This is a genomic window from Streptomyces sp. NPDC008137 (assembly GCF_042957035.1).
Lineage (GTDB): Bacteria > Actinomycetota > Actinomycetes > Streptomycetales > Streptomycetaceae > Streptomyces.
In genome coordinates this window covers 315030-336015 of record NZ_JBIBHN010000008.1, presented here as the reverse complement: position 1 = coordinate 336015, position 20986 = coordinate 315030, and the positions used below count along the sequence as shown (strand labels likewise).

Genomic DNA, 20986 nt, shown 5'->3' with positions numbered 1-20986 from the left:
CGCGGGGAACTGCGCGACAAGCCACGACGAACGGTCAGCCCGCAAACACCCGCAGCCCCCACCCCCTACCCGAAAAGCCCACTCACCCCAGCGCGGACTTCACGGCATCGGCCAGCCGCCCGGCAACAGCCCGGGCCTGCTCGATATCGGCCGCCTCCACCATCACCCGAACCAACGGCTCGGTCCCGGACGGCCGGAGCAGCACCCGCCCGGTAGCGCCAAGCTCCGCCTCCGCATCGGCGACAGCCGCCGACAACTCCGCGGACGACCCCACCCGCGTCCGGTCGACGTCCGGCACATTGATCAGCACCTGCGGCAGCCGCTCCATGACAGCCGCCAGCTCCCGCAGCGAACGCCCGCTCCCGGCGACCCGAGCCGCCAGCAGCAGCCCCGTCAGCGTCCCGTCGCCCGTCGTCGCGTGGTCGAGGATGATCACATGCCCGGACTGCTCGCCGCCGAGGGCGAACCCGTGCTCCTTCATCTCCTCGAGCACGTACCGGTCACCGACTGCGGTCTGCACCAGCCGGATGCCCTCACGCTCCATGGCCAGCTTGAAGCCGAGGTTGGACATCACCGTGGCGACCACCGTCTCGGACCGCAGCGCGGAGCGCTCCCGCATCGCCAGCGCGAGCACGGCCAGGATCTGGTCGCCGTCGACCTCCGCGCCGGTGTGGTCCACGGCGAGGCACCGGTCGGCGTCACCGTCGTGCGCGATGCCCAGGGCCGCCCCGTGCTCGACGACGGCGGCCTTGATCTTGTCCAGGTGCGTGGAGCCGCACCCGTCGTTGATGTTGAGCCCGTCGGGCTCGGCCCCGATGGTGACGACCTCGGCACCGGCCCGCCGGAACGCCTCGGGTGAGACCTGGGCAGCGGCGCCGTGCGCCTCGTCGAGGACGACCTTCAGCCCGTCGATCCGGTTCGGCAGGGCGCCCAGCAGATGCTCGACGTACCGGCCGAAGCCCTCGCCGTACTCACGGACGCGGCCCACTCCGGCCCCGGTCGGCCGCTCCCACGGGGCGCCGGTGCGGTGCTCCTCGTAGACGGACTCGATCCGGTCCTCCAGCTCGTCGGCGAGCTTGTGCCCGCCGCGGGCGAAGAACTTGATGCCGTTGTCGGGCATGGCGTTGTGGCTCGCGGAGAGCATCACACCGAGGTCGGCGCCGAGTTCTCCGGTCAGATACGCCACGGCCGGCGTCGGCAGCACGCCGACCCTCAGGACGTCCACACCGGCGCTGGCGAGGCCCGCGACCACGGCGGCTTCCAGGAACTCCCCGGACGCGCGCGGGTCACGCCCGACGACCGCGGTCGGGCGGTGCCCCTCAAAGGTGCCCGCCTCGGCCAGTACGTGTGCCGCGGCCACGGAGAGGCCCAGGGCCATCTCCGCCGTCAGATCCGCGTTGGCGACACCGCGCACGCCGTCAGTGCCGAAGAGTCGTCCCACTGTGGTGTCCTCCGAATTGCTGTGAGAGTGCGGCTCACACCCCCGAGTACTTCCCTGGAAAGGCCCTGAAGTACATCCCTGACGTACATCCCTGAGCCTGTCCGGGAGCGGTGGGGGTTGTGTAAACGAACCGCCCCGGCGGCACCATGCGGGCCGCCGGGGCGATCGTTGCGAAAGCCAGTCGCCAGGACAGGCGACGCGATTAGCGCTTGCTGTACTGCGGAGCCTTGCGGGCCTTCTTCAGACCGGCCTTCTTGCGCTCGACCGCACGGTCGTCGCGCTTGAGGAAGCCGGCCTTCTTCAGCGGGCCGCGGTTGTTGTCGACGTCCGCCTCGTTCAGCGCACGGGCGACACCGAGACGGAGCGCGCCGGCCTGACCGGAGACACCGCCGCCGGAGATGCGGGCGACGACGTCGTAGCGGTCGTCGAGCTCGAGCACCTTGAAGGGCTCGTTGACTTCCTGCTGGTGCACCTTGTTCGGGAAGTAGTCCTCGAGGGTGCGACCGTTGATCTTCCACTTGCCGGTGCCCGGGACGATCCGGACACGGGCGATGGCGTTCTTGCGACGGCCCAGGCCGGCGGCCGGCTGGGGCTCACCGAAACGCGAGGCGAGGGACTCGGAGGTGTACTCACCCTCCACCGGAACCTCGGACTCGGTGGTGTAGCTGTCGATGTCGACTTCTTCGAGCGGCTGCTCGGCAGTGGTCTCGGCCACGATGCTCCTCAGATTCTGTTCAGTCTTAGGGGGTGTGGCCGGACTTACTGCGCGACCTGGGTGATCTCGTACGGCTGCGGCTGCTGCGCGCCGTGCGGGTGCTGGTCACCCTTGTAGACCTTCAGCTTCGAGAGCATCTGACGGCCCAGGGAGTTCTTGGGGAGCATGCCCTTGACGGCCTTCTCGACGGCCTTCTCGGGGTTCTTGTCCAGCAGCTCGTCGTAACGGACGGAACGCAGACCACCCGGGTAACCGGAGTGGCGGTACGCCATCTTCTGGGTCCGCTTGTTGCCGGACAGGTGCACCTTGTCCGCGTTGATGATGATGACGAAGTCACCAGCGTCGACGTGGGGGGCGTAGATCGGCTTGTGCTTGCCCCGGAGGAGGGTCGCTGCGGTGGTGGCGAGACGACCCAGGACAACGTCCTGGGCGTCGATGACGTGCCACTGGCGCGTCACATCGCCGGGCTTGGGGCTGTACGTACGCACGGTTCGTAGCCTTCGCTTCGAGTGAATGGTCCTGAACAGGTCACCGAAACGATCACGACAGCCTTGACCGCACTGCGGTGACGCAAACCGCGTGCTGGTCGCTGGTCATCGGCCCGGCGGACCGGTGTAAGGGCCCGTCCCGTGAGAATGAGCAAGCCAATACACAACGAACAAGCAGAATACCGGGGCACACCACAAGGGTCAAAACGCGGGATCATCGTCGACGGTCGAACACGCAGACGCACAGCCCCGCACACAGCGTGACGGCCCTCCGCAGCGTCCGGCGCCGGACCGGCCGCACATACGGGAACACCGATGACACCAGCACGTCGACGGCCACCGCGACGCCCCACCGCAGCCCGCATCCCCCGCCGCGCGGACGACGCCACGCCCGCAGCACCGCGAACCCGGCGGGCACCCAGACCGACGGCCACGACAACAGGCACACCAGCACCGCCACGGCCGGCAGGGCCCACACCCGCACCCCCGCGGACCCCACCCGCAGGCTCCCGCTCGCGAGTCGCCCCAACCACCCGGAGATGTCGCCTTTGCCCGTCCGCATGGAAGGAACGCTAGGGGCTGTGAGGCCGATCCAGGCGGACCAGCACACCCCATGTCCCGTCTAAGATGCGCCCCATGAGCTATGGGCAGGGGGGACCCCAGTCCCAGTGGGATCCCTGGAAACCGCAGTCGCAGCAGCCCTGGAACAGCGGGGGCGGAGGCCAGTCTCCGGACTGGGCCGCGCTCGCCGAGGCGTCCGAGTCGCGTAACAAACGACGCCGGCTGCTGCTGGTAGGCGGCGGCGCGGTCGCCACCGTCGCTATCGGTGCCGCCGTCGCCGTGGCGGTGGTCTCGGCCAACGGCGACAACCAGGCGAACAACCCGGCCGCCCTGCCCTCGGCGGACATCCCGAGCGGCTCGCCCTCGGGCCCGTCGTTCGCCCCGACCAGCGCCCCGCCTCCGCTGGACCCGAAGGACTTCGTCGCCAGCGCGAAGAAGGACAAGGCTCCGCTCGGCCCGGACATCCTCTTCCCCGGCACGCAGCTGACCATGGGCGAGACGGTCTACAAGAAGGGACCCACGGCCGACACGAAGAGCTGCGGCTCGGCGGCCGGCGGCACCCTCCCCAAGGCCCTCACCGCGAACGACTGCACGCGCCTGATACGAGTCACCTACTCCAAGGACGGCATCGCCGTGACGGTCGGCGTGGCGGTCTTCGACACCGAGGCCCAGGCGGTCAAGGCCAAGAGCCAGACCAACAAGAAGAGCTTCGTCAAGTCACTCTCCGGCGGCGGCGTGAAGGGCTTCTGCGAGTCCGGGTTCTGCCGCACGACCGGCAACGCCTACGGCCGCTACGCCTACTTCACCAACGCCGGCTTCACCAACGGCAAGGACGTGACGCCCGAGGACACCGCTGTCTTCAAGACCGGCAACGACCTGGCCCAGTTCACGTTCAACCAGATCCGCCGCCGCGGCGAGGCCCAGGCGTCGGCAGCGGCCAACGAGTGACCGCCCGCCGCCGAGGGCCCCGTCACAGCCTCTTCGCGCTGCGCAGAGTCTTGGCGTAGTAGCCGTTGCCGTCCAGCCGGGAGACTCCGCCGACGTCACCGATGGTCGGCCCGTTGACCTCCTCGCGGCTGGAGACGAAGAGCAGGTGGCCCTCGGTGTCGTAGCCGAGCACCATGCCGACGTGGTCCAGGCGCTGCTCGGTCCGGGCGTCGAGCTTGAAGAAGACGAGGTCTCCGGGCTGGAGCTGGTCGATGCCGGTGGGCCGGTCCTTGGGCGAGACGCCGGTGAGCGGCAGGATGTCGGCACCCTGCTTGGAGCGGGCCATGCCGTTGGCGGTGCGCGGCAGGCCGTCGCCCGAGCCGTCCGAGGACATGAGCGGGTAGCGGGCGCGGTAGCCGAACACCATCCGCATGTATCCCGAGCAGTCGGTCGACCGGGCGCGCGCGGCTTCCGGCTGCCCGATCACGCCGTCCCGGAAGGGGTACGGGACGCCGAGGTAGTCGTAGAAGTCGGACTGCTCCAGGCGCAGGTCGCCGCCCTCCGCCCCGCTCGTGTTGAGGGGCCCGAAGTTGGCGTCACCGGCGTAGACGGTGCCCTGCGCGTCCTTCTTCTGTTTGGCGCCCGCGACGTACTGGAAGGCGATGCCCAGGAGGTCGTCCTCCTTGCTGGACCGGTACTGGGCGTACCAGTCCTTGAACCACTTCTGCTGGTCCGCGCCCTTCTTCCAGGGCTCGGGCATGAGGCGGACCCAGTCCGTCGTGGACACCTTGGAGCTCGTCGACGAGGGCTCGGCGAAGGTGCGGGCCGGTCCGGTCAGGGTCGCGGTGCGCGCCCCGTCGGTGAACACCGCCTTGACCTGGCCGTCGGATCCGCGCAGCACGGAGCGGGCGGGGTTCTCCAGCCGGGACCAGCTCTCCCCGCCCTTGTCGCGGGTCTTCGTCGCGCCGTCGGCCCGGTCCGAGCCGTCCAGCACACCGACGTTCGTGATCTCCGGGACGCCCTTGTCCTCCTGCTTGCGGAGCTCCACGGTGAGGTAGCCGGAGGTCGCGACGAGCCCCAGCACCACGAGGCCGGAGAGGACCGGGCGCGATTTCTTCTTTCCTGCCATGTGTTGTCTCCTGGGTTCTCGGTCGCCGGGACGCCGGTTCTCAGACGGTGGGCATGATGCCGAGCAGCAGTCCGGCGGCGACGACGATGTAGGCCATGAGCGAGACGGTGCCGGTCGCCAGCAGCGTCGCCCCCTTGGGCTGGCGGACCATCTGGTACGCGATCAGGCCGGGCACGATGAAGCCGAGGGTCTGGTTGCCGTACAGCAGCGGGAACTCGATCGAGAGCACGATCATCACGGTGGCCTGGAGCAGCACGCCCAGCAGGACCACCGCGGCGAACAGCCGCTTGCCGTAGAGGATCACCAGCCGCTGCATGACCTTGGTGCCCGCATAGGTGAGGGCGGTGACGCCGACCACCATGGCCGCCCGCTGGAGGTCCTCGATGAGGGTCAGGGCGAGCCAGCCCGGCGTGATCATGCCACCGGGCGACAGGTTGGTGGTCAGGTAGCACAGCAACGAGAAGAACAGGCCGATGGCGATGCCGAGGGCGGCCATCTCGGGGGTCAGGGCGGCGGTGGTCAAGGGAGTCTCCGGGCACGGGTACGGGTGCGGGTTCGGTACGGGGCGATCGGCGGTCCTGCGCGAGGCGCTCGCCCCGCCCGTGGACGTCAGGAACGGGGAGGCTGTCCCCCGTCGTCCGCCGGGACGTACCCGTAGGGCTCGTCGGCGTACTGCCATGCCTGCCGGTCCGGAGCGGCGTACGGCTCCTGCTGGTAGGGGTCCGGGCCGGGGTACCCGGCGGCATAGGGTCCCGAGGGCTGGGCCGGGATGCGGACCACCGGGATCTCCTGGGTACGGGAGGCCTGGTAGCGCTCCTCATAGGCCACGGGGTACGAGGCGTAGGGGTCCAGGCGCGCCGGCTGGGGCGGTACGGCCGTGGCCGAGGGCCGCGCGGCGCCGGCTTCTGCTTCGGCGGCGGACTCGTCCGCCGGGAGTTCGGCCAGGTACTCCAGCAGTTCCTCGCCCTGTCCGTGGATGTTGCCGATCGCGACCAGGGAGGAGTCGGCGGACAGGCGCTCCAGCAGAGCCGGCATGAACTCCTCGGCCGACCGCCGTTCGCCCCCGAGGTCGACCGCGCGCTCGCGCCAGTCGGCGGGGATGGCGTCGATCGCGCTCTTGGCCGGGTGCCCGATGACGAAGACATGGTCCGGCTGGAGGTCGGGGATGATCTCGCCCATCTGCCCGTTGCGCTCCACGCGGTCGGGCCGGCAGTTGATCACGACGTTCAGCGGCCGGTGGATGGCTCCGAGGTCGAGCAGCTGGTTGATGTTCATCAGCGTCGACTCGGGGTCGTTGGCCGCGAAGACGTTGGCGAAGGCGATCCGCTTGCCCTCGGGCGCCGCGTAGCGCTCGACGGACAGCACGCCCGGGTCCGGCGGCGCGTCGTACATGCCCTGCAGGGCGACCTGCCGTTCCACGCCGAGCAGGTCGGCCACGACGAGGGCGATCGCGACGTTCTCCTTGAAGGTGAACCAGCTGAAGCCGCGCAGTTCCTCGTCGGTGACGGTCTCCGGGTCGGCGTAGACCAGCTCGCAGTTACGGGCGTCGGCCTCCTCCTGGAGGATGTGGAAGCGTTCCTTCTCGGCGGTCACGCAGATGCCGTCCTCCGGCATGGAGCGGCACAGCGACCGCGCCACGTCGTCGAGGGTGGGTCCCATCTCGGCGAGGTGGTCCTCGCGGACGTTGCACAGCACGCCGATCGTGGAGCGGATCAGCTTGCTCTGGTTCACCTCCTGCAGGGCCGGCATGACGGCCATGCACTCGATGACGAGGGCGTCGGGCCGGTAGGTGGCGGCCCGGCGCACGATGCCGATCTGCTCCACCACGTTGGCTATGCCGAACTTGCGGTAGACCGGCTCCTCGGTGGCGTCCGGGTGGATGAACCGGGCCGCCGTACCGGTGGTCTTGGCCACGGTCACCAGTTCGCCGCCGCGCAGCGCCCCGGCGCACAGCCGGGTGATGGAGGACTTGCCGCGGATGCCGTTCACCAGCACGCGCGACGGGATGCTGTGCAGGCTGGCGTAGTGCCGGCGCTGTTCCACGATGCCCGCCACCAGCAGCAGCACACTGCCGGTGAGCAGGACGAAGTACAGATAGAGCACGGCTGGGTCACCTTCCCCGAACGCCGGCCTCCGGCTCCGCGAGCCGGCGTGCCTGGGTCTGCTTACGGGCCTGGAGTTGCTGGCGCAGCAGTTCGAGGCTGCGTACGACGGCGCCCACCTCGTCCTGGTAGCGGGGGTACAGCACGGACTTGAGGTCGCCGTCGGCCAGCTTCTCCGCCCCGGCCGCCAGTGCCCGCATCGGCCGGGCCACGACCAGGTACACCCAGCCGAGGCAGACGACGATCAGGGCCAGACCGAGGAGTCCGGCCAGGACGCTGCGGTCCTCGCGCTGGTACGGGGTGATCTGGAAGTCCTTGGCGTTCTGCCAGCTGACCACGGTCCAGCCGATGTCGGCCGCCACGCCGCCGCCGGAGAACGGGGCGGCCGCGGCGACCGTGGTCCCGCGTCCTTCGCGGATCAGCAGGCCGTTCTCCACGGGACCGGCGCCGACGTGGACGCTGCCGGCCAGGACGAGGTCGGCGAGCGCGTCGCGCGGCAGGTCCTCGAAGGCCAGGAAGCCGTCGCTGGCGGCGATGGTCTTCGCCTTGGAGTCCACCACGCGGACCTCGCCGAGCCCGGGCCGCTTCAGCAGCGAGTTGAGGAACTCGACCCGGACCTCGCCGACCAGGGTCATCCCCTTGCGGTCCGGCAGCGGGGCCGCGGCCTGGACGACCGGTTTCTTCCCGCCCGTGCCGGCCACCCGGACCAGGGGCGTGTCGTCCCCGTCGGCGAGACCGGCGCGCGGCTCCTCGCCCGCGCGGGCGACGACCTCGCCGTCCTCGTCGAGGAGGTACAGCGCCTGGTAGCGGGTGTGCTCGCGCAGGGTCTCCTCGAGCAGCGCGCGCCCGGCGCCGGCGTCGTCCGGGTCGATCAGCCGGGACGTGGAGACCAGGTCCGCCTGTGCCTCGTTCAGCGCCCTGCGCACTCGGTCGGCGACCAGGTCGGTACGGTCCCGCTGGTCCGCGACCATGCTGGCCGGGATGCTGACGGAGTCGTCGGTGCGGTTCAGCAGGAGGCCCACGGGCACGCACCACAGCAACAGAAGTGCGGCGGTCAGCACGAGCGGCCCGCGCACCCCGAACCGCCTCTTGACGCGCTGGCGCCGGCCGGGATCACCGGTCGGGCCGCCCAGCTGCGCGCGCAGTTTCTCCAGGGCGGAGCCGATGCGCGCGGCCTCACTCCCGCGGGGCACGTCCACCGGCCGGGTCAGATCGCCCCGGGCCAGTCGGCGGGACTCCAGGAAGAGCCGCAGCAACGGCCGCTGCACGGTCGCCCACAGCACGGCCGCGGCGAGCAGTCCGAGGACGACCAGGGCTCCGGCCGCCAGCAGTCCGTACAGCTCCCGGTCCGCGCCGGCACCCTGCTGCTGGACCACGGGAAGCAGGGCGACGACGGTGAGCCCGAGGCCCGCGCCGACGCTCTTCTTCTCCTCCGGGTCGGCGGAGGAGAGGGAGGCGTAACCGACGGTCGCGACGCGGCCGTTGTAGCTCCCGCCGACCAGGTTCCCGCTGACCCCGGGGTAGCCGCGGGCGCCCGGTTCCCTGGCGCTGACCGGGTCCTGCTCGGTCTCCCGTGCCGCCCGGGCGGACATTCCGCTCATCTGTTTCTGGAGGAAGGCCAGCTCCTTGCGCTCCTGGTCGGAGTTGAGCGCCTCGGACTGCTCGAAACCCGCCGTGGCGAGGATCTCCCCGCCGGTGGCCACGACCGCCATGGAGCGGAACTGCCCCAGGTTGATGGCGGGCACGGACAGGCTGTTGGAGGCGAGCAGGAGCTGCTGGGGCCGGTCCCCGGAACCGAGGACGGCCATGGTCATCAGGCGTACGTCACCGGTCTCCAGCCGCACCATGCGGGGCTTGAGAGCCGTGTCCCCGGTGAGGACGTCCTTGTCCAGCCATGCGAGGGGAATCGTTTCACCCCTGGCGGCCAGTACTTTGCCGCTCTTCAGTTCCAGGACCGCCGTGCCGGTCCACTTCTGGTAGGTCTTGCCCAGGTCGGACAGGACGCGCTCGGGCTTCACCGGCGACCCCGCGTTCAAGGCGGCCGCGGTGCGGTTCAGGTCGGTGACCCGCTCGTCGATCGAGGCGCGCAGGGCGATGGCGCCGTCCTCGGCGAAGTGCTGCTGGGAGGAGAGCACCGCCTGCGGTACGGCCGGCTCGCCGGCGGGGCCGAGCACCTGGGCGGTGAGGCCCGCGAGGGCGAGCACCAGCACGCACAGCAGCGCGATCGGGGGACGGATGCCGCCCAGCAGCGGCATGTCCGCGCGTCTCCGGCTGCGCCGCCGTCCTCCCTTCACGGGGCGCACGGCGCGGGTGGGTGTCACCGGTGGTCTCCTCCGGCCTCTCTGGGTGAGGACGGCCGCGCGGAACCCCCCTCCCGCGGGAGGGGTAACGGGCCGTCATGTATGAGACTTCTGTGAAGGGTTCGGGTTGTGCCGTTCACCCTCCCGTGCGCTGTGGCGCTAGTCACGCTCCAGCGTGAGTTCCTTCAGGCCGTCGCCGCCCGGCGCGCCGCGGTTGTACAGGAAACCGCGCGTGCGGTCGGCCGCCAGCCGGTAGCGGGCCAGCCGCTCCTCGGAGAGACCGGACGGCGCGTCGAGCGCCCGCCGTACGTCCACCACCCGGTGGTCCTCGACCGCGCCGGCGGGCGGCTTCTCACCGGCCTCCGCCTCGGGCGGGATGTCCACGAGCGTCGTGGCGTAGCGGGCGGAGACGTCCCAGCCGTCGGTCGTCTCGCGGAATTCGAACCAGCCGATCGCGCCCTCCTCCGTCAGCCCGCTGGGCGAGGAGTGCCGGGCGACCTGGTTGCCCAGGCCGTAGGCGACCCAGGTGCCGTTCACCTTCTGGATCGGCTGCACCACGTGGGCGTGGTGCCCGATCACCAGGTCGACCCCGGTCTCCGTGGTGAGACGCTCCGCCAGCTGCAGCTGGGGAACGCTCGGCTCGTTGTAGTGCTCAAGTCCCCAGTGGACCGACAGGACTACCACCTCGGCGCCCTTCTCGCGGGCCCGGGCCTCGGCTTCCTTGATCGCGTCCGTGTCGAGCTGGTTGAACGCCCACTTCTCCTTCTCCGGCGTCGGGTTGAGGAACGACATCCAGGAGTACGAGAGGTGGGCGACCTTGACGCCGTTGACGTCGCGGATGTTGATTCGTTCCGCTTCCTCGGGCGTGCGAGCGGAGCCGGTGTGCCCGAGGCCGACCTTGTCCATGGCCTGCAAGGTGCGCCGCACGGCCCCCAGGCCGTGGTCGTAGGTGTGATTGGAGGCCGTCGAGCAGGTGTCGTAGCCCACGTCCTTGAGCGTCGTCAGGATCTGCGGCGGGACGAGGAACTCCGGGTACCCCTCGAAGGGCCCCCGCGGCTTTCCGACGGGCGTCTCCATGTGGCAGATGGCCAGGTCGGCCTCGCTGATGACCGGCCGCACCCGGGCGAGCAGCGGCCCGAAGTCCAGTCCGGCCTCTCCCTTGCCGGTCCTCTTGGCGTCCTTGGCGGCCTGGTCGACCAGCTCGGGGTGGATCAGCACGTCACCGGCGGCGGCGACGGTGAACGAGCGGCCTCCCGGCTTCACCTGCGGCGAGGAGGCCGCGGAGGTGCACGCGGTCGTCATGGCGACGGCGGCCACGAAAGCGGTTGCCGCCCGAACGGCCCGGAGAGGATTGCGAAATGTCACCGCATCATATTCACATGAACCACACAAGCACCACGGAAGTTACCATCACAAGACAGTCACATTTGATTCGTATTCTGGTCCAAATCGGTCTCATCCTCGCCTTGTTCGGCTGCCAGTCGGCACCAGACCGGTCAACGGACGATTCCGTTCCGCACGCCCGGGAGCTGGTGGACATCCGCAGCAGGATCCTCACGTACACGGCGGGCCTGGAGCCCGATGCCGCGTACACCCCACCGGACGCCACCCGGCGCGAGCGCGTCGCCGAGAGCGTCGGCCACCTCCTGGACGGCGACACCACGAAGGCCGAACGGCTGCTCGCCTCCCTCGGCCTCAAGCTCACCCGCCTCACCGACACCGATTCCGGCCGCAGGTACGACGAGATCGCCGCCGCCCGCCCGGGCCGGACCGAAAGCTGGGGGCGCCTCTACCTGACCGCCGACTCCGAAGTCCGCTGGAACGCCCAGGTGCCGCACCCGGTCTCCGACCGGGACACCGAACGCCTCGGCGTGCGGCTGCTGGAGGACAACCCCGGCGGCTCGCTGGTGCTGGCCGGCGCGCACCGCGAGGCGGGCCGGGGCGACGCCGCCGACGTCGCCCACCGGGAGGACAGCGTCTTCCACGCCATCGTCGTGGAACTCCAGAAACGCGACGTCCCCGGTGTGCAACTGCACGGCTTCGCCAAGGAGTCACACCGCCCCTACGAGGCCGTCCTCTCCACCGGGGCCGCGCGGAGCACCCTCACCGAGGCCGCCGCCCTGGCCGACGGCATGGAAGCCGACGGGCTGCGGGTCTGCCGGGGCTGGTCGGCCCGCTGCCCCCTGGAAGGCACCACGAACGTCCAGGGCAGGGCCGCTGAGCGCCACCACGCCAGGTTCCTCCACGTGGAGCTCTCCCCCGACGCGCGCGGCGACTACACCGACGCCGCCGTCACGGCCCTCTCCGGGCTGGTCGCGACCTGGAACTCCGCCCACCGGTGAGGAACGGCGAAGGCCCGTCAGCAGCACCCCGCCGACGGCAGCGACCGCTTGTTCCGCGCCTCCTTGCTGCGCGCGGCGAGCAGTTCGTCGGCCGGGTAGCCGACCTCCTCCAGCGTCAGCCCGTGCGGCCGTACGACGTGCACGGCCGAGTCCCGGACACCGGCCGCCAGCACCTTCCCCGGCCAGTCCGGCGGCCGGTGCCCGTCACCCACGAACAGCAGCGCCCCGATGAGCGAGCGCACCATGTTGTGACAGAAGGCGTCGGCCCGCACGGTCGCGGTGATGATCCCGTCCTCGCCCCTCACGAGACCCAGCTCCTGGAGCGTACGGATCGTCGTCGCGCCCTCCCGCTTCTTGCAGTAGGCGGCGAAGTCGTGCTCCCCGAGCAGCCGGCGCGCGGCCTCGTTCATGGCGTCGACGTCCAGCGGCCAGTCGTGCCACAGCACGTGGTTCCGCAGCAGCGGATCGACGCCCCCGGGATTGTCGGTGACCCGATAGGCGTATCGCCGCCACACCGCCGAGAACCGCGCGTTGAAGCCACTGGGCGCCTCTCTGAGGGCCCAGACCCGCACGTCCCGGGGCAGCCGCCCGGCCAGCCGCTTCAGCAGCTTCTGATGGTGCTCGGCCCAGACCTCATGCGGCAGATCGACATGCGCCACCTGCCCCCGGGCATGCACCCCGGCATCGGTGCGCCCCGCCACGGTCAGCTCATACGTCTCCCGCGACCGCGTCACCGTCCGCAGGGCATCCTCGATCTCCCCCTGCACGGTCCGCCGCCCCCCGGCCTGCTTGGCCCACCCGGAGAACTCACTCCCGTCGTACGACAGATCAAGCCGCACACGAACGAACCCGGCAGCTGCTTCATCACTCACGCACAGATCCTCTCAGCAACACAAAGGCGGGCCCGCTCCTGAAAAGGAACGGGCCCGCCAACGCACCCTCAGGGGCGCGGGGAACTGCGCGAGCGACCACGACGAACCCGCGGCCGCCGGCGCACAGCCCCCGGCAGAACGCTTACGCGTCCTTGGACTCCTCGGCGGAAGCCTCGGCGGCCTCGTCGGACTTGGCCGGGGCGGCCTCGTCCTTCTTGAGGGCGTCTTCCTTGACCGCACGCTTCGTCGCGGCCTCGGCCTCGCCGGTCGCCTCCTGCGCCACCGTCAGCGCCTCGACCAGCTCGATGACAGCCATGGGCGCGTTGTCGCCACGGCGGTTACCGATCTTGGTGATACGGGTGTAGCCACCCGGACGGTTCTCGTAGCGCGGGCCGATCTCGGTGAAGAGCGTGTGGACGATGCTCTTGTCCGTGATGATCTGGAGCACCTGACGGCGGTTGTGAAGGTCGCCCTTCTTCGCCTTGGTGACCAGACGCTCGGCGTACGGCCGCAGCTTGCGGGCCTTCGCCTCGGTGGTGGTGATGCGACCGTGCTCGAACAGCGCCTTCGCGAGGTTCGCGAGGAGCAGCTTCTCGTGCGCGGCACTGCCGCCCATACGGGCACCCTTGGTGGGCTTCGGCATGGTGTTTCTCCTAGGTGTCTGCCCCGGCCGTATCAGGTACCGGGGTCAGTATCTGAGCAGACGGTCGTCTGTCAGAGATCCGGGCGTCATTCAGACGCCCGGAGGGTCCGCGCCCCCGAAGGGGCGCGGGGAACTGCGCGACCAGCCACAACGGGCCGGCAGCCGAATCAGTACTGCTCGGTCTCCACGAACCCGGCGTCCGCGTCGTCGTCCGCACCGAACGCGTCCGCGGCGGCGGTCGGGTCGAACCCGGGAGGCGAGTCCTTCAGCGCGAGGCCCATACCCGCGAGCTTCGCCTTGACCTCGTCAATGGACTTCGCACCGAAGTTGCGGATGTCGAGCAGGTCCGCCTCGGAACGAGCCACGAGCTCGCCCACGGAGTGGATGCCCTCACGCTTGAGGCAGTTGTACGACCGAACGGTGAGCTCGAGCTCCTCGATCGGCAGCGCCAGATCGGCGGCCAGGGCGGCGTCCGTGGGGGACGGGCCCATGTCGATGCCCTCGGCGTCGATGTTGAGCTCGCGGGCCAGACCGAACAGCTCGACCAGGGTCTTACCGGCCGACGCCATGGCGTCACGCGGACGCATGGCCTGCTTGGTCTCGACGTCGACGATCAGCTTGTCGAAGTCGGTCCGCTGCTCGACACGCGTGGCCTCGACCTTGTACGTGACCTTGAGCACCGGCGAGTAGATCGAGTCGACCGGGATCCGGCCGATCTCCTGGCCGACCTGCTTGTTCTGCACGGCGGAGACGTAGCCGCGGCCACGCTCGACCGTCAGCTCCATCTCCAGCTTGCCCTTGCCGTTGAGCGTGGCGAGGACGAGGTCGGGGTTGTGCACCTCGACACCGGCCGGGGGCGCGATGTCGGCGGCGGTGACCAGACCCGGGCCCTGCTTGCGCAGGTACATCACGACCGGCTCGTCGTGCTCCGAGGAGACGACCAGCTGCTTGATGTTGAGGATCAGGTCGGTGACGTCCTCCTTGACGCCCGGCACGGTGGTGAACTCGTGCAGGACACCGTCGATGCGGATGGACGTGACCGCCGCACCCGGGATCGAGGACAGGAGGGTCCGGCGGAGGGAGTTGCCGAGGGTGTAGCCGAAGCCCGGCTCCAGCGGCTCGATCACGAACCGGGAGCGGAATTCGTCGACGACCTCTTCGGTCAACGAGGGACGCTGAGCGATCAGCATGTTTGTGATCCTTCTGTCAGGGGCGCCCGCTATTTGACGCCCTGATGCACCGGGCGAAGCCCGATGGTGTTACGGACAAGGGTACGGGCGATACGACCCGAAGGAGTCGTACCGCCCGAAAACCTCAGACCAAGCGGCCTGCGTCAGCGATCTGTGGAAGATCAGACGCGGCGGCGCTTGGGCGGACGGCAGCCGTTGTGCGGGGTCGGCGTGACGTCCTGGATGGAGCCGACCTCGAGGCCGGTCGCCTGCAGGGAGCGGATCGCGGTCTCACGACCGGAGCCCGGGCCCTTGACGAAGACGTCGACCTTGCGCATGCCGTGCTCCTGGGCGCGGCGGGCAGCCGACTCGGCGGCCATCTGCGCGGCGAACGGCGTGGACTTGCGCGAGCCCTTGAAGCCGACGTGGCCGGCGGAGGCCCAGGAGATCACGTTGCCCGAGGGGTCCGTGATCGAGACGATCGTGTTGTTGAACGTGCTCTTGATGTGCGCGTGGCCGTGAGCGACGTTCTTCTTTTCCTTGCGGCGCACCTTCTTGGCAGCGCCCTGACGTCCCTTGGGGGGCATCTCTTAACTCCTACGGGAGGTGGTCGGTCCTACAGCGAAGACCGTGGACAGGCGTCCGCTGCGGACTACTTCTTGCCCGGCTTCTTCTTGCCGGCGATGGCGCGACGCGGGCCCTTGCGGGTGCGGGCGTTGGTGCTGGTGCGCTGACCGCGGACGGGCAGGCCGCGGCGGTGACGCAGACCCTGGTAGCAGCCGATCTCGACCTTGCGGCGGATGTCGGCCTGGATCTCACGACGGAGGTCACCCTCGGTCCTGATGTTGTTGTCCACGAACTCGCGGATCGCGACGAGCTGCTCCTCGGAGAGGTCGCGGACGCGGGTGTTCGGGTCGACGCCGGTGGCGGCCAGCGTCTGCTGCGCGAGGGTCCGGCCGATGCCGAACACGTAGGTGAGGGCGACCTCCACGCGCTTTTCGCGCGGGATGTCGACACCGGAAACGCGTGCCATTCAATGGCTCCAGTTACTTGTCGGAGGTCTTCCACAGAACCGACTCCCAGCCGCCGTATGAGGTACGAACTGGGTCCCCGGCCTCCGAACCAGGGGTGTCAGGCGAACATCGTCCGCCCGGGTCCTGCGTATGAACATATTCAGCTCGCGTCGCGCGAATCCCTGCGATGGATGCAGAGGGTGCGATCCGCTGTCGATCAGCCCTGGCGCTGCTTGTGGCGCGGGTTGTCGCAGATGATCATGACCCGGCCGTGACGGCGGATCACCCTGCACTTGTCGCAGATCTTCTTGACGCTCGGCTTGACCTTCATTAGGTGAGGTTCTCCGGGTCAGTGCCACCACCTCGCCGAAGCGAGATGCGGGGCAAGATCTACTTGTAGCGGTAGACGATCCGGCCACGCGTCAGGTCGTACGGAGACAGCTCCACCACGACCCGGTCGTCAGGGAGGATGCGGATGTAGTGCATGCGCATCTTGCCGCTGATGTGTGCCAGGACCTGGTGGCCGTTCTGGAGCTCGACCTTGAACATGGCGTTCGGAAGAGACTCGACGACAGTGCCCTCGATCTCGATGGCACCTTGCTTCTTGGCCACGCTTCGCCCTTCGAATCGACTACCTTGATCGACTCCGTGCGAGCGCATGCAGACATGCGGGTGCACCAGAGCCGACGAGTCAGTCTACGTCAGGCCCCTCGGAAACACGAATCGAGAGATCCTGCCCCATCACGCAGATCATTAAGCGCCCCGAGAGGGGCGCGCGGAACTGCGCGAACACCCCCCACCGGCCCGCGGCCGCGGACGGCGCTCAGCCCAGCGGATCAGGAGCTGCCGTGACGCCCAGCTCGGCGAGCTTCGCCTTCCCCGCGTCGGGAGACGTCAGCACCAACGGACCCTCCTCGGTCAGGGCAACCGAGTGCTCCCAGTGCGAGGACCACGTGCCGTCCGTGGTGATGACGGTCCAGTCGTCCTCGAGAACCTCGGTCTTCGGCGTGCCGAGGGACACCATCGGCTCGATGGCGAGGCAGAACCCGGGAACCAGCTTCGGCCCCTTCCCCCGCCGCCGGTCGACATAGTTCAGCAGGTGCGGGTCCATGTGCATCTCGGTGCCGATGCCGTGCCCGCCGTAGTCCTCGATGATCCCGTACTTGCCCCCGCCGGGCTTCGGCTGGCGGCGGATGTACGTCTCGACGGCCCGGGAGATGTCGACCAGCCGGTTGCCCTGCTTCATGGCCGCGATGCCGGCCCACATCGACTCCTCGGTCACCCGGGAGAGCTCGACCAGCTCCGGGGAGTGGCCGGAGCCGACGAAGGCCGTGTAGGCGGCGTCGCCGTGCCAGCCGTCGATGATCGCGCCGCAGTCGATGGAGATGACGTCCCCGTCCTTGAGGACGACGTCGTCGGACGGGATGCCGTGGACGACGACCTCGTTCACGGACGTGCAGATCGTCGCGGGGAAGCCGCCGTAGCCGAGGAAGTTCGGCTTGGCGTTGTGCTCGGCGAGGACCTTGCGGGCGACCTGGTCCAGATCCTTCGTGGTGGCCCCCGGCACGGCGGCTTCCCGGGTCGCCGCGTGGATGGCGGCGACGACCAGGCCCGCCTCGCGCATCTTGGCGATCTGCTCGGAGGTCTTGATCTGCACCATGGGGACTACGGCCTTTCTGGACCTTCGGAGGGAATGAACGCCTTCAACGATACGGGGCCGCTCGATGAGCCCCCACGCAGCAGCCGCGGCTCCCCGAGGGGAACCGCGGCCGTCGCTGCGTACGAACGACTACTTGTCGCCCTCGTCACGCTTCAGCGCCTCCATGGCGCGCGTCGTGACGTCCTCCACCTTGCCGAGCGCGGAGATCGTGACCACCAGGCCCTGCGCCTTGTAGTAGTCGATGATCGGCTCGGTCTGCGTGTGGTAGACCTCCAGCCGCTTGCGGACGGTCTCCTCGGAGTCGTCGCCCCGCTGGTACAGCTCGCCGCCGCAGACGTCGCAGACGCCCTCCTTGGCCGGCGGCTTGTACGTCACGTGGAAGACATGCGCCGACTCGTTGCGGCAGACACGGCGGCCGGCGATCCGCTTGACGACCTCGTCCTCGGGGACCTCCAGGTCCAGCACGGCGTCCAGCTGCATGCTCTCGGCCTCGAGCAGCTCGTCGAGCGCCCCGGCCTGCGAGACGTTGCGGGGGAAGCCGTCCAGCAGGAAACCGTTCCCGGCGTCCGGCTGCTCCATGCGGTCCTTCGCCATCGCGATGGTCACCTCGTCAGGGACGAGATTGCCCGCGTCGATGTAGGACTTCGCCAGTTTGCCGAGTTCCGTCTGCTGGCTGATGTTGGCCCGGAACAGGTCGCCCGTGGAGATATGCGGGATCGACAGGTTCTGGGCCAGGAACGCGGCCTGCGTTCCCTTACCGGCGCCCGGCGGCCCGACGAGGACGATACGCATCAGCGGAGGAACCCTTCGTAATTGCGCTGCTGGAGCTGGCTCTCGATCTGCTTCACGGTCTCGAGCCCCACACCCACGATGATCAGGATGCTGGTGCCGCCGAACGGGAAGTTCTGGTTTGCCCCGAAACCTGCCAACGCCATCGTCGGCACGAGAGCGATCAGCCCCAAGTACAACGAACCCGGCCAGGTGATCCGGTTGAGTACGTAGCTCAGGTACTCAGCGGTCGGTCGGCCAGCCCGGATGCCCGGGATGAAGCCACCATACTTCTTCATGTTGTCGGCGACTTCCTCGGGGTTGAAGGAGATCGCCACGTAGAAGAACGCGAAGAAAACGATCAGCAGGAAGTACGTAACGATGTAATACGGGTGGTCGCCCTTGACGAAGTGCTGCTCGATCCAGGTCTTCCACCCCGACTGGCTCCCCCCGGCGAACTGGGCCACCAGCGCCGGGATGTAGAGCAGCGACGAGGCGAAGATAACGGGGATCACACCCGCCTGGTTCACCTTGAGCGGGATGTAGGTGGACGTACCGCCGTAGGAACGACGGCCGATCATGCGCTTGGCGTACTGGACCGGGATGCGGCGCTGGGCCTGCTCGACGAAGACCACCAGGCCGACCATGGCGAAGCCGACCAGGATGACCGTGCCGAACTCGATCCAGCCGCCGGCCAGGGAGCCCTCCTGCTTGATGGCCCACAGGGCGGACGGGAAGGTGGCGGCGATCGAGATGAACATCAGGATCGACATGCCGTTGCCGATACCGCGGTCGGTGATGAGCTCACCGAGCCACATCACGGCCGCCGTGCCGGCGGTCATCGTGATGACCATGGTGATGGTGACGAAGATCGACTGGTCGGGGACGATCTGGCTGGCCACCGGGCAGCCGGAGAACAGGGCGCCGCTGCGGGCGGTGGCGACGAGGCCGGTGCCCTGGAGGATGGCGAGGGCGATCGTCAGGTAACGGGTGTACTGCGTGATCTTCGCCGTACCGGCCTGGCCCTCCTTCTTCAGGGCTTCCAGGCGGGGGATCACCACGGTCAGCAGCTGGAGGATGATGCTCGCCGTGATGTACGGCATGATGCCCAGCGCGAAGATGGTGATCTGCAGCAGCGCACCGCCACTGAACATGTTGACCAGACCGAAGATGCCCTGGTTGGCCTGGGCATTGTCGATACAGGTCTGGACGTTCCGGTAATCGACACCTGGGATCGGGATGTGGGTTCCCACCCGGTAGACCACGATGATGCCGAGCGTGAAGAGCAGCTTCTTGCGCAGGTCGGGCGTCTTGAACGCCCGGGCGAACGCGGTGAGCACGGTGCCTCCTGCGACCCCCGCGCAACTGCGTCAAGGGTGACGGTCTTGAGAGTCCGATAGGAACAACGACATAGGTAACGGTCAACTGCCGCTCAGAGTGCCCGAAGTGAAGCACCCTGTGAAAAGAGGGCAGTGCAAGCCACCTTACCGGCGTGACTGCCGCCCTAGGAACGACCAACCGGGGATACCCCATATGTGGGGTATCCCCGGTCGGGATCGCTCAGGTCATCAAGACGCCTGTGGGGTTCAGACGAGCTCGGTGACGGTACCGCCGGCGGCGGTGATCTTCTCCTTGGCGGAGCCGGAGACGGCATCGACCGTCACCTGCAGCGCCACGGAGAGCTCGCCCTGGCCGAGGACCTTGACGAGGCTGTTCTTGCGGACGGCACCCTTGTCGACCAGGTCGGCAACGGTGACCTCCCCACCCTCGGGGTAGAGGGCGGCGAGCTTGTCCAGGTTCACGACCTGGTACTCCGTCTTGAAGGGGTTCTTGAAGCCCTTCAGCTTCGGGAGACGCATGTGGAGGGGCATCTGGCCACCCTCGAAGCGCTCCGGAACCTGGTAACGGGCCTTCGTGCCCTTGGTACCACGACCGGCCGTCTTACCCTTCGACGCCTCACCACGACCGACACGGGTCTTGGCGGTCTTGGCGCCCGGGGCGGGACGGAGGTTGTGGATCTTGAGCGGGTTGTTCTCCGCCATGATCAGTCGACCTCCTCGACCGTCACGAGGTGGCGGACGGTGTGCACCATGCCGCGGAACTCGGGGCGGTCCTCCTTGACGACCTGCGTGTTGATGCCCTTGAGACCAAGGGAGCGCAGGGTGTCACGGTGGTTCTGCTTGCTGCCGATGTAGGACTTGACCTGCGTAATCTTGAGCTGCGCCATGATTACGCACCCGCCCCGGCACGCGCACGGAGAAGAGCCGCGGGGGCGACGTCCTCGAGGGGCAGACCACGGCGGGCCGCGATCTCCTCGGGGCGCTGCAGACCCCGGAGGGCCTCCACGGTCGCGTGCACGATGTTGATCGCGTTGTCGGAGCCGAGCGACTTCGACAGCACGTCGTGGATACCGGCGCACTCGAGCACGGCACGCACCGGACCACCGGCGATCACACCGGTACCGGGCGACGCGGGCTTGAGCAGCACGACGCCGGCAGCCTTCTCACCCTGGATGGGGTGCGGGATGGTGCCCTGGATGCGGGGGACCTTGAAGAAGTGCTTCTTGGCCTCCTCAACGCCCTTGGCGATGGCGGCCGGCACCTCCTTGGCCTTGCCGTATCCGACACCCACGGTGCCGTCACCGTCGCCCACCACGACCAGCGCGGTGAAGCTGAAGCGACGACCACCCTTCACAACCTTGGCGACGCGGTTGATCGCGACAACGCGCTCAACGTACGCGGTCTTCTCGGCGGCAGCAGCGCCGCCGTCACGGCCCTTCCGGTCCCGCCGCTCGCCGCCACCGGCACCGCCACCGCGGCGCTGGGGTCCAGCCATTGGAATTACCTCTCTCTGTTT

The 20986-nt window shown here is 68.9% G+C and carries 24 protein-coding genes; 2 read left to right on the top strand and 22 right to left on the bottom strand.

Features of this window, described 5'->3' with window-relative positions; translation table 11 throughout:
- Nucleotides 1-82 precede the first annotated feature (82 nt).
- From glmM to ACFZBT_RS16690, 4 genes are all read right to left on the bottom strand, one after another.
- A complete protein-coding gene (glmM, locus tag ACFZBT_RS16705; protein WP_391103607.1) occupies nucleotides 83-1441 on the bottom strand; it encodes a phosphoglucosamine mutase in 1359 nt (452 codons plus the stop codon).
- A 202-nt stretch (nucleotides 1442-1643) separates the two neighbouring features.
- Nucleotides 1644-2156, bottom strand: coding sequence for a 30S ribosomal protein S9 (gene rpsI / locus ACFZBT_RS16700; protein ID WP_184591418.1), 513 nt, complete (start codon nucleotides 2154-2156; stop codon nucleotides 1644-1646).
- Between the two features lie 44 nt (nucleotides 2157-2200).
- Complete coding sequence (rplM, locus tag ACFZBT_RS16695; RefSeq protein WP_003992380.1) at nucleotides 2201-2644, bottom strand: 50S ribosomal protein L13; 444 nt, start codon at nucleotides 2642-2644, stop codon at nucleotides 2201-2203.
- 214 nt (nucleotides 2645-2858) lie between these two features.
- The gene (locus ACFZBT_RS16690) at nucleotides 2859-3206 is read right to left on the bottom strand and encodes a hypothetical protein (protein ID WP_391103603.1); all 348 of its coding nucleotides are present in this window, start codon (nucleotides 3204-3206) and stop codon (nucleotides 2859-2861) included.
- A gap of 74 nt (nucleotides 3207-3280) precedes the next feature.
- Between ACFZBT_RS16690 and ACFZBT_RS16685 the strand changes: the two genes are divergently transcribed.
- A complete protein-coding gene (locus ACFZBT_RS16685) occupies nucleotides 3281-4153 on the top strand; it encodes a hypothetical protein (RefSeq protein WP_391103600.1) in 873 nt (290 codons plus the stop codon).
- 22 nt (nucleotides 4154-4175) lie between these two features.
- Here ACFZBT_RS16685 and ACFZBT_RS16680 read toward each other — a convergent pair whose 3' ends face one another.
- From ACFZBT_RS16680 to ACFZBT_RS16660, 5 genes are all read right to left on the bottom strand, one after another.
- Nucleotides 4176-5261, bottom strand: a complete 1086-nt coding sequence (locus ACFZBT_RS16680; protein ID WP_391103598.1) for an NlpC/P60 family protein — start codon at nucleotides 5259-5261, stop codon at nucleotides 4176-4178.
- A 40-nt stretch (nucleotides 5262-5301) separates the two neighbouring features.
- Nucleotides 5302-5784: a poly-gamma-glutamate biosynthesis protein PgsC/CapC gene (locus tag ACFZBT_RS16675; protein WP_020276280.1), complete on the bottom strand. Its 483-nt coding sequence runs from the start codon at nucleotides 5782-5784 to the stop codon at nucleotides 5302-5304.
- A gap of 86 nt (nucleotides 5785-5870) precedes the next feature.
- Nucleotides 5871-7364 (bottom strand): poly-gamma-glutamate synthase PgsB, encoded by a 1494-nt coding sequence (gene pgsB, locus ACFZBT_RS16670; protein WP_391103596.1) that lies wholly within the window; start codon nucleotides 7362-7364, stop codon nucleotides 5871-5873.
- Between the two features lie 7 nt (nucleotides 7365-7371).
- Complete coding sequence (locus tag ACFZBT_RS16665; RefSeq protein WP_391103684.1) at nucleotides 7372-9618, bottom strand: HAMP domain-containing protein; 2247 nt, start codon at nucleotides 9616-9618, stop codon at nucleotides 7372-7374.
- A gap of 204 nt (nucleotides 9619-9822) precedes the next feature.
- Complete coding sequence (locus tag ACFZBT_RS16660) at nucleotides 9823-10965, bottom strand: CapA family protein (RefSeq protein ID WP_391103682.1); 1143 nt, start codon at nucleotides 10963-10965, stop codon at nucleotides 9823-9825.
- Between the two features lie 230 nt (nucleotides 10966-11195).
- On the opposite strand from ACFZBT_RS16660, the gene ACFZBT_RS16655 reads away from it, so the two are divergent.
- On the top strand, nucleotides 11196-12005 hold the full coding sequence (locus tag ACFZBT_RS16655; RefSeq protein WP_391103593.1) for a hypothetical protein: 810 nt from the start codon (nucleotides 11196-11198) through the stop codon (nucleotides 12003-12005).
- Nucleotides 12006-12022: 17 nt separating this feature from the next.
- Here the strand turns inward: ACFZBT_RS16655 and truA are convergent, their stop codons facing one another.
- The 13 genes from truA to rpsE all read right to left on the bottom strand — a co-directional run bounded on the left by truA (nucleotide 12023) and on the right by rpsE (nucleotide 20965).
- Entirely contained in the window at nucleotides 12023-12877 is an 855-nt protein-coding gene (gene truA / locus ACFZBT_RS16650; RefSeq protein ID WP_391103591.1) for a tRNA pseudouridine(38-40) synthase TruA, read from the bottom strand.
- Between the two features lie 142 nt (nucleotides 12878-13019).
- A complete protein-coding gene (gene rplQ, locus ACFZBT_RS16645; RefSeq protein ID WP_391103585.1) occupies nucleotides 13020-13520 on the bottom strand; it encodes a 50S ribosomal protein L17 in 501 nt (166 codons plus the stop codon).
- A 167-nt stretch (nucleotides 13521-13687) separates the two neighbouring features.
- Nucleotides 13688-14710, bottom strand: coding sequence for a DNA-directed RNA polymerase subunit alpha (locus tag ACFZBT_RS16640; RefSeq protein ID WP_003966937.1), 1023 nt, complete (start codon nucleotides 14708-14710; stop codon nucleotides 13688-13690).
- Between the two features lie 161 nt (nucleotides 14711-14871).
- Nucleotides 14872-15276 carry a 30S ribosomal protein S11 gene (gene rpsK, locus ACFZBT_RS16635; RefSeq protein ID WP_003956432.1) on the bottom strand — a complete coding sequence of 135 codons (405 nt, stop codon included), beginning with the start codon at nucleotides 15274-15276 and terminating at the stop codon, nucleotides 14872-14874.
- 65 nt (nucleotides 15277-15341) lie between these two features.
- Complete coding sequence (gene rpsM, locus ACFZBT_RS16630) at nucleotides 15342-15722, bottom strand: 30S ribosomal protein S13 (protein ID WP_189728755.1); 381 nt, start codon at nucleotides 15720-15722, stop codon at nucleotides 15342-15344.
- Between the two features lie 197 nt (nucleotides 15723-15919).
- Nucleotides 15920-16033: a 50S ribosomal protein L36 gene (gene rpmJ / locus ACFZBT_RS16625; RefSeq protein ID WP_003948619.1), complete on the bottom strand. Its 114-nt coding sequence runs from the start codon at nucleotides 16031-16033 to the stop codon at nucleotides 15920-15922.
- Nucleotides 16034-16092: 59 nt separating this feature from the next.
- A complete protein-coding gene (infA, locus tag ACFZBT_RS16620; RefSeq protein WP_003948620.1) occupies nucleotides 16093-16314 on the bottom strand; it encodes a translation initiation factor IF-1 in 222 nt (73 codons plus the stop codon).
- A 211-nt stretch (nucleotides 16315-16525) separates the two neighbouring features.
- Entirely contained in the window at nucleotides 16526-17362 is an 837-nt protein-coding gene (gene map / locus ACFZBT_RS16615) for a type I methionyl aminopeptidase (protein WP_391103581.1), read from the bottom strand.
- A gap of 129 nt (nucleotides 17363-17491) precedes the next feature.
- Nucleotides 17492-18154, bottom strand: a complete 663-nt coding sequence (locus ACFZBT_RS16610) for an adenylate kinase (protein WP_391103579.1) — start codon at nucleotides 18152-18154, stop codon at nucleotides 17492-17494.
- The gene (gene secY / locus ACFZBT_RS16605; protein ID WP_391103577.1) at nucleotides 18154-19470 is read right to left on the bottom strand and encodes a preprotein translocase subunit SecY; all 1317 of its coding nucleotides are present in this window, start codon (nucleotides 19468-19470) and stop codon (nucleotides 18154-18156) included. The genes ACFZBT_RS16610 and secY overlap by 1 nt, the downstream gene beginning before the upstream one ends.
- A gap of 246 nt (nucleotides 19471-19716) precedes the next feature.
- Nucleotides 19717-20172 carry a 50S ribosomal protein L15 gene (gene rplO, locus ACFZBT_RS16600; RefSeq protein WP_391103575.1) on the bottom strand — a complete coding sequence of 152 codons (456 nt, stop codon included), beginning with the start codon at nucleotides 20170-20172 and terminating at the stop codon, nucleotides 19717-19719.
- Between the two features lie 2 nt (nucleotides 20173-20174).
- The gene (gene rpmD, locus ACFZBT_RS16595) at nucleotides 20175-20357 is read right to left on the bottom strand and encodes a 50S ribosomal protein L30 (protein WP_003974250.1); all 183 of its coding nucleotides are present in this window, start codon (nucleotides 20355-20357) and stop codon (nucleotides 20175-20177) included.
- Nucleotides 20358-20359: 2 nt separating this feature from the next.
- Nucleotides 20360-20965, bottom strand: a complete 606-nt coding sequence (gene rpsE / locus ACFZBT_RS16590) for a 30S ribosomal protein S5 (RefSeq protein WP_164332815.1) — start codon at nucleotides 20963-20965, stop codon at nucleotides 20360-20362.
- Nucleotides 20966-20986: the final 21 nt, after the last annotated feature.